The organism is Nocardia cyriacigeorgica, from assembly GCF_029868385.1.
GTDB lineage: Bacteria > Actinomycetota > Actinomycetes > Mycobacteriales > Mycobacteriaceae > Nocardia > Nocardia cyriacigeorgica_F.
Genome location: NZ_JARWNX010000033.1, coordinates 40,764 through 48,330, shown reverse-complemented (window position 1 = coordinate 48,330; position 7,567 = coordinate 40,764). Strand labels below are relative to the sequence as shown.

Annotated in this window: 8 protein-coding genes; 1 reads left to right on the top strand and 7 read right to left on the bottom strand. The window is 68.9% G+C overall.

Going from position 1 to position 7,567, the window contains the following annotated elements:
* The 7 genes from QH168_RS07570 to sucB all read right to left on the bottom strand — a co-directional run.
* Positions 1-422, bottom strand: a 422-nt coding sequence (locus QH168_RS07570; protein WP_280233788.1) for a hypothetical protein, incomplete at its 3' end; no start/stop codon positions are given.
* Positions 423-699: 277 nt separating this feature from the next.
* Positions 700-1,638, bottom strand: a complete 939-nt coding sequence (locus QH168_RS07565; RefSeq protein WP_280233786.1) for an SMP-30/gluconolactonase/LRE family protein — start codon at positions 1,636-1,638, stop codon at positions 700-702.
* 240 nt (positions 1,639-1,878) lie between these two features.
* Positions 1,879-2,895, bottom strand: coding sequence for a lipoyl synthase (gene lipA / locus QH168_RS07560; RefSeq protein ID WP_280233785.1), 1,017 nt, complete (start codon positions 2,893-2,895; stop codon positions 1,879-1,881).
* Positions 2,892-3,662 (bottom strand): lipoyl(octanoyl) transferase LipB, encoded by a 771-nt coding sequence (lipB, locus tag QH168_RS07555; RefSeq protein ID WP_280233784.1) that lies wholly within the window; start codon positions 3,660-3,662, stop codon positions 2,892-2,894. Before lipB ends, lipA begins: the two co-directional genes overlap by 4 nt.
* A 4-nt stretch (positions 3,663-3,666) precedes the next feature.
* Positions 3,667-4,254, bottom strand: a complete 588-nt coding sequence (locus QH168_RS07550) for a GNAT family N-acetyltransferase (RefSeq protein WP_280233782.1) — start codon at positions 4,252-4,254, stop codon at positions 3,667-3,669.
* Positions 4,251-5,153 (bottom strand): TIGR01777 family oxidoreductase, encoded by a 903-nt coding sequence (locus tag QH168_RS07545; protein WP_280233781.1) that lies wholly within the window; start codon positions 5,151-5,153, stop codon positions 4,251-4,253. Before QH168_RS07545 ends, QH168_RS07550 begins: the two co-directional genes overlap by 4 nt.
* Positions 5,154-5,168: 15 nt before the next feature.
* Entirely contained in the window at positions 5,169-6,911 is a 1,743-nt protein-coding gene (gene sucB, locus QH168_RS07540) for a 2-oxoglutarate dehydrogenase, E2 component, dihydrolipoamide succinyltransferase (RefSeq protein ID WP_280233780.1), read from the bottom strand.
* Between the two features lie 297 nt (positions 6,912-7,208).
* Here sucB and QH168_RS07535 point away from each other — a divergent pair, with 297 nt between their 5' ends.
* Positions 7,209-7,562, top strand: coding sequence for an oxidoreductase (locus QH168_RS07535; RefSeq protein WP_280233779.1), 354 nt, complete (start codon positions 7,209-7,211; stop codon positions 7,560-7,562).
* Positions 7,563-7,567 lie beyond the last annotated feature (5 nt).

Genomic DNA, 7,567 nt, shown 5'->3' with positions numbered 1-7,567 from the left:
TCGTCGCTCGTCGCTCGTCGCTCGTCGCTCGTCGCTCGTCGCTCGTCGCTCGTCGCTCGTCGCTCGTCGCTCGTCGCTCGTCGCTCGTCGCTCGTCGCTCGTCGCTCGTCGCTCGTCGCTCGTCGCTCGTGGTGAGGATGGACGATCTTAGAGAACCCGATACCGTGTGACAAGACGGCGAGAGGTGCTGATATGCGGTGTAATTCGCCGCTGTGGTGGACGGCGATGGCGGCGTCGAAAGTGCCGGTGAGTGCGGCGGTCCATGGGATGACGAGGGCGCCGTCGTCGGCGAGTTGGCGTTCCACGTCGCCGGTGACGTTGGAGACGTCGGGGAAGGTGAAGACCAGTTGGACGCGGCGGTCGGAATCGAAGACCGTCAGGATGTCGGCGAGGCGATTCCAGGCGGTCATGGTGTGGACCACGACGAGGACCGTGCGGGAGGATCGGATGGTGATCCAGTGCGGATGTCTCGGCCCCGCGGGGTCGAAGCGGTCCGCCGAACGCGACACGGTGTATCTCCTCAGATCTGCATGAGCGCGACCACCGTAACCCGACCTCCCGAAGGTCGGCCCCGCAGGTCGGCGACGCCATGGCAGCAGGCGTCCATCGGTGGTGGATGTCGCGCATGACCAGCCACGTCAGGCGCCGTCACATCGCCATAGCGGACCCACCACGGGTCTCGGCTCCGACGCCGGGCGACTACGGCGCTGCCGTGCGAGCGTTCGGATCGAAACCGCCGGGTACCTCGTAGATGACGCCGGTGAAGGTCGCCGCGAACAGGCGGCCCGCCGAGAAGCCCTGTGCGCCTCGGCCGTAGGTGACCACGCTGGTCAGTGGGTTGCCGCTGCTGAGGATGCAGTACTGGTTGGGGGCGTCGACGCGGATGACCTGGCCTGCGGTGTTCAGGGGGACTATCGGGCGGTCGGCGGAGTCGAGGGTGAGGCCGTCGGGGGCGGAGAGTGCTTCGGCACCGGTGAGGTCGAGCAGGGATTGCGGGGCGGTGGGGTCGGCGAGGGGGAGGCGGCTGATGCCCGGATTGACGAAAGTGCGGGCCAGGTAGAGGTACTGGCCGTCGCGGCCGAGGACGGCGCCGTTGGCGCTGGGGAACGACGCCCAGTCGGCGTGGACGGTACGGTCGGGGTTCACCCGGCCGATGAGGGAACCGAAATCGTTGGTCGCGTAGACGGTGCCGTCCGCAGCCGTGGTCATGCCGTTGACCGCGCTCAGACCCGCCGCATAAGGCGTCCACGCGCCGGTGTTCGGGTCCATTTCGATGATGCCCGCGTGCCGTAGTGAATCACCGATCACGGCGCGGGTGTCGGCGCCGTAGCCGACCAGCAGGGTGCCGCGCGGGGTCCACGACAATCCACCGGCCCCGCCGCCGGGCACGGTGGCGATCGGGACAGCCGGTGCGCCGGGGGCGTCGATGCGATAGACCCGCCCCGTGGCCGCGTCGGTGGTGAAGGCGCGGCCACGGTCGTCGACGGTCAGGCCTTCCAACGCACCGCTGACGGTGGCCGCCACCGGCGTCGGCTGCCCGGCGCCGGGACATACCACCGCCGCCTGTGCGGTACCGGTCGCGAGCGATGTGAACATCGCCGCCGAAACGATCGCCATACCCGCTGCGAGTGCCTTCATACGGGCTATCCCACCACACAGCCCGCGCGCCGAAGGCGGTTTCGCGGTGGGCGGTGGAGTGCACGGCCTCGGCCCGATTCGGGTTCGCGCCGCACCGGAGTTCGCGATCCGAGTGGCCCACCTGGCTCAGCGCAATCGGTAGTGATGCGAAGTCCGGCGACTACGGTCGGTGACGTTTTGCGCGGAGACCTCGGTCTGTTCGCGTGGGACGTCGTGCTGCCGGTCAGCCGCGACGCACCCTCAGCTCCCGAACCGCGCCAGCACCGAACTGGCCTCCTGTGAGGCCGTGCCCTCGTCGGCGAGATGGGCCATGGCGGGCGCGATTTCCCGTCCGTGATGCGCCATCGCCTGCGCGTACAGCCGTCCGGCGCGGTAGGAGGAGCGCACCAGCGGACCTGCCATCACACCGGCGAAGCCGATCTCTTCGGCGACCTTCGAATGCTCCACGAACTCCTCCGGCTTCACCCAGCGATCGACCGGGTGGTGGCGGGGGGAGGGGCGCAGGTACTGGGTGATGGTGAGGATGTCGCAGCCCGCCTCGTGCAGATCGCGCATGGCCTGGGTGACTTCCTCGGGGGTTTCGCCCATGCCGAGGATGAGGTTGGACTTGGTGACCAGGCCTGCGTCGCGGGCGGCGGTGATGACCGCGAGCGAGCGGTCGTAGCGGAACGCCGGGCGGATGCGTTTGAAGACGCGGGGCACCGTTTCCAGGTTGTGCGCCAGCACTTCGGGGCGGGCGGAGAAGACCTCGGCCAGCTGGTCGGGCTTGGCATTGAAATCCGGGATCAGCAGTTCGACGCCGGTGGTGGGGTTCAACGCCTTGATGGCGCGGACGGTTTCGGCGTAGAGCCAGGCGCCGCCGTCGTCCAGATCGTCGCGGGCGACGCCGGTGATGGTGGAGTAGCGCAGGCCCATGGCCTGAACGCTTTCGGCGACGCGGCGCGGCTCGTCACGATCGAGGGCGGCGGGCTTGCCGGTGTCGATCTGGCAGAAATCGCAGCGGCGGGTGCACTGTTCACCACCGATGAGGAAGGTGGCTTCGCGGTCTTCCCAACATTCGAAGATATTGGGGCAGCCCGCTTCTTCGCAGACGGTGTGCAGGCCTTCGCGTTTCACCAGGCCCTTGAGTTCGGAATATTCGGGACCCATGGTGGCGCGGGTGCGGATCCATTTGGGTTTGCGCTCGATCGGGGTCTCCGCATTGCGCACCTCGATGCGCAGCAGCTTTCGGCCTTCCGGTGCTTGAGCTGTGGTCACGAGTTCGACCTTACGCTGGTCGGATCGGTGGACGCGCCTGCTGTATCCCCGGGTGTGAGATGTTCGATAGCGTGCGCCGAAACGGGAATTTCCCCGTTCAAGGCGGCAACAATCGCCTCGGCGACGAGCGGTCGGACCTCGGCCACGGTGACGTCGCGGCCGAGTTCACGGGACAGGGTGGTGACACCGGCGTCGCGGATGCCGCACGGGACGATCGCGGCGAAACCGTCCATCCCGGAATTGCAGTTGAGCGAGATACCGTGCAGGGCGACACCGCGCTGTACGCGCACACCGATGGCTGCGATCTTGCGTTCGGCGAACGGGCCGTCGGCGGGCAGCCACACGCCGGAACGGCCTTCGACACGGCCGCAGGTGACACCGAGGCCGGTGCACACGGTGATCAGCGCTTCTTCGAGACGACGCACATAGTCGACGACATCGACCGGTTCGGCGAGCCGGATGATCGGATAGCCGACGAGCTGACCGGGACCGTGCCAGGTGATCTTGCCGCCGCGGTCGACCTCGACCACCGGACTGCCGTCGATCGGCAGGTCCTCGGCCTCGGTGCGGCGGCCCGCGGTGAACACCGAAGGATGTTCCAGCAGCAGCAGATGATCGGAGCCGGTGCCTTCGGCGCGCTGCGCGGCGATCGCGCGCTGGCGGTCCCAGGCCTGGTGATAGTCGATGAGTCCCAGATCCTCGACGACGACGGGTGTGGTGTCGAAACGAGCGGACCGGGTGACGGAGCGCGTGTGGTTCACCGTCATGACGTTACGCCAGCGGTTGCGGGCCCGGCGCGGGCCTGTCGCCGGTCGTGGCGGGCCATCCGGCGGGATCGCCGATGCCGATCGTCAACTGCATGAGCGTCAGGTCCAGCCATCGGCCGAACTTGACCCCGACCTGGGGCAGCACACCGACGGTGCGGAAACCGAACCGTTCGTGCAGGGCGATCGAACCGGTATTGCCGGATTCGATGGCCGCGACCATCGCGTGCACGTCACCGGCGGTGCGAGCGCGGGCGATCAGCTCGGTGAGCAGCGCCGAGGCGATACCGCGGCGATGGAAGCGGTCGGCGACGTAGACGGAGTTCTCGACGGTGTGCCGGTACCCGGATTTCGGGCGCCAGGTGCCGTAGCTGGCGTAACCGGCGAGTTCACCGTCCACCTCGGCGATCAGGACGGGGCGCCCGGCCCCGGTGCGGTCGCGCAGCCAGGCCCGGCGTTCGTCGAGACCCACCAGTTCCTCGTCCCAGATGGCGGTGGTCTCGGCGATGGCGCGGTTGTGGATGTCCAGGATCGCCAGTAGATCGCCGTCGGTCGCATCCCGGATGACGGTGGCGGCGCGGGTATCGAGCGTCATCGCTGGTTGCCGCCCACCGCCGCGGCGAGCGCCGCGCCGATGGTCGGGTGCTGGAACTGGTAGCCCGCGCCCTCGAGGACGGTGGGGATTGCGCGCGGACCGTGCAGGATCCCCTCCTGGGCGAATTCGCCGACGATCGCGCGCAGCGCGAAGGCCGGGACGATCATCGGCGCGGGCCGGTGCACCGCACGACCGAATGCGCGATTGAACTCGGCATTGGTGACCGGCGCCGGACCGACCGAGTTGATCGGCCCGGCGACGGTGTCATGGGTGAGGGCGAACATGATCGCGCCGATCTCGTCGTCCAGTGAGATCCACGGCGTGTACTGGCGTCCGTTGCCGAGCCGCCCACCGAGACCGAGCTGATACAGCGGTTTCAACATGCCGAGCATGCCGCCGTTGCGGGCGAGCACCACGGCACTGCGCAACAGCACGGTGCGGGTGCCCGCCGCGCTGGCGGGCTCGGTGGCGGCTTCCCAGTCCCGGCACAGGGTGGCCAGGAATCCCGTTCCCGCCGGACTGGATTCGTCGACCACCCGGTCGCCGGTGTCACCGCCGTAGATGTGCACGCCGCTGGCATTGATCAACACCGGAACCCCGGCCGAGGCGATGGCACCGGCCAGCACATCGGTCGGGGTGATCCGGCTGTCGCGCAGCTCCTGTTTGTAGCTGCCGGTCCAGCGGCGGTTGCCGATGCCCGCGCCACACAGGTTGACCACGGCGTCGGCGCCGCGTAACGCCTGCTCGTCCAGATCGGCGCGCGCGGGATCCCATACGTACTCGTCCGCCGCGGCGGCCGGGCGACGCACCAGGCGCACGACCTGGTGCCCGTCGCGGCGCAATGCCGCGACGAGCGCCGTCCCGATCAGTCCGGACGAACCGGCGATCACGACCTTCATGCGTGACCTTCCCGGTTACAGACCGAGGTCAGCCTCGAACGCCGCCTCTTCGAGCCGATGCCGGATCGTGGTGAGGAAACGACCGGCGTCGGCACCGTCGATGAGGCGGTGATCGTAGGTCAGCGGCAGGTAGCACATGGACCGCACACCGATCGACTCGTTGCCGGTCTCATCGGTGACGACGACCGGACGCTTGACGATCGCACCGGTACCGAGCATGGCCGCCTGCGGCGGAACCAGGATCGGGGTGTCGAACAGCGCGCCCTGGCTGCCGATATTGGTGATGGTGAAGGTGCCACCGGCCAGCTCATCCGGCTTGAGGCCACCATTGCGGGCGCGATCGGCGATATCGGCGATGGCGCGCGCCAGCCCGGCCAGCGACAGATCGCTGGCGTTGTGGATCACCGGGGAGAGCAGGCCCTGCTCGGTGTCCACGGCGATGCCGAGATGCACCGCGGCGTGGTAGCTGATCTCCTTGGTGCCCTCGTCGTAGCTGGCGTTGACGTTCGGGTGCACGCCGAGCGCCTCGACCACGGCCTTGGCGAAGAACGGCAGGAACGTCAGGTTGACGCCCTCACGCTCCTTGAAACCGGCCTTGGCCTGCGACCGCAGCGCGGCGATCTTGGTGACGTCGGCCTCGTGGACCTGGGTCAGCTGCGCGGTGGTCTGCAACGATTCCCGCGTCTTGGTCGCGGTGATCTGGCGGATGCGGTTCGCCTTCTGCGTGGTGCCACGCAGACGGGCCAGTTCCGGCTTCGCGGCCGCGGGGGCCTTCGGAGCGGGAGCGGCCTTGGCGGGGGCGGCGGCCGGTGCCGGTGCCTTCTTGGCCTCGGCGGCGGCGAGAACGTCCTGCTTGCGGATGCGGCCGCCGACACCGGAACCGGTGAGTGTGGTCAGGTCGACACCGTTCTCGTCGGCCAGCTTGCGCACCAGCGGAGTGACGTACGGGGTGGCGCCATTGCTGGCGGCCGGAGCCGGTGCGGCAGCGGCCGGAGCGGGCGCAGGAGCCGGAGCAGGTGCGGGAGCGGGTGCGGGGGCAGGTGCCGGTGCGGGAGCAGGGGCGGCAGGGGCAGGTGCCGGTGCAGGGGCGGCAGGGGCCGGTGCCGGTGCGGGAGCCGGTGCCGGTGCGGCGGCGGGCGAACCGCTACCGATGACGCCCAGCTGGCCGCCGACGGCGACGGTGTCGTCCTCCTGTGCGGTGATCTCCAGCAGCGTGCCGGCGACCGGAGACGGGATCTCGGTATCGACCTTGTCGGTGGACACCTCGAGCAGCGGCTCATCGATGGCGACCTCGTCACCGACGGCCTTCAGCCAGCGGGTGACGGTGCCCTCGGTGACCGATTCGCCCAGCTCCGGCATGTTGACCGGGGTTCCGGACGCGGCCTCGGCCGCAGGCGCCGCCGGAGCTTCGGCGGCGGGGGCGGGAGCCTGTGCGGCGGGGGCCGGGGCGGGAGCGGGTTCCGGCTCAGGAGCGGCGGCGGGCTCGGGGGCCTCGGCCGGTGCGGGGGCGGCGGCTTCGCCCGCATCGCTGATCACGCCGAGTTCACCACCGACCTCGACCACATCGTCTTCCTGGGCGACGATCTTCGACAGCACACCCGCCGTGGGAGACGGGATCTCGGTGTCGACCTTGTCGGTGGAGACTTCGAGCAGCGGCTCGTCGACCTCGACCGTGTCTCCTTCCTGCTTCAGCCACCTGGTCACCGTTCCCTCGGTGACGCTCTCACCAAGAGCGGGCATCTGGACGGAGAAGGCCATGTCAGTTGACTCCTCTGACTGCTCGACGGGTCTACAACAGTTCGTTCCCCGGTGGTAGCTCACCGCGGGTCGTGGTGAGTTACCGGGCCACCGATCATTGTGCGTGACACAGGCATTGTGCGCCGCGCGGTCGGATCGATGCATGGCTCCGGGGATCCGTGTGGTTCTTGTACCGGGAACCATCCTTGCACTTATGGCCTCGCGACGTGGCAGAGGGCGTCCCTCAGACGGGAACTGGCACTATGGAAGTACCGGTGACAAGCGTGGTTCCGGTGGCGGACGAGGAGGTCGACGTCGGTGGGTTTGCTCGATCGTTTCCGTCGTGGGTCGCGCGGGTCCGCAAAAGCTACTCGCGGGTACGGCAGTGACGCCCGGTATCTCGCGGAATGGGTGCGCACGCATACCGGCGTCGAGGGGTTCATCGAACCGAAGACCACACTCACCGATGTGACCGTGGTGCTCGTGGCCGCCGACGGTGAGTGGACACGCCGGGCGATCGGCGAGCGCGGCGCCCAGAATCTGGCCCGTGACCTGCGCATCCCCGTATACGACGTGCACAAGACCGGTTATCCGCAGCGGATGCGCGATTACGACGCGCGGCGCCGGATCGAGCGGCAGCGTCAGATCGAACGCGATCTCGACGATCTGTAGCGCGG

Excerpts from the sequence above, each read along its gene's own strand:
- QH168_RS07565 (WP_280233786.1), bottom strand. The coding sequence starts at position 1,638 with ATGAAGGCACTCGCAGCGGGTATGGCGATCGTTTCGGCGGCGATGTTC.
- lipB (WP_280233784.1), bottom strand. The coding sequence starts at position 3,662 with ATGACGGTGAACCACACGCGCTCCGTCACCCGGTCCGCTCGTTTCGAC.
- QH168_RS07550 (WP_280233782.1), bottom strand. The coding sequence starts at position 4,254 with ATGACGCTCGATACCCGCGCCGCCACCGTCATCCGGGATGCGACCGAC.
- QH168_RS07545 (WP_280233781.1), bottom strand. The coding sequence starts at position 5,153 with ATGAAGGTCGTGATCGCCGGTTCGTCCGGACTGATCGGGACGGCGCTC.
- sucB (WP_280233780.1), bottom strand. The coding sequence starts at position 6,911 with ATGGCCTTCTCCGTCCAGATGCCCGCTCTTGGTGAGAGCGTCACCGAG.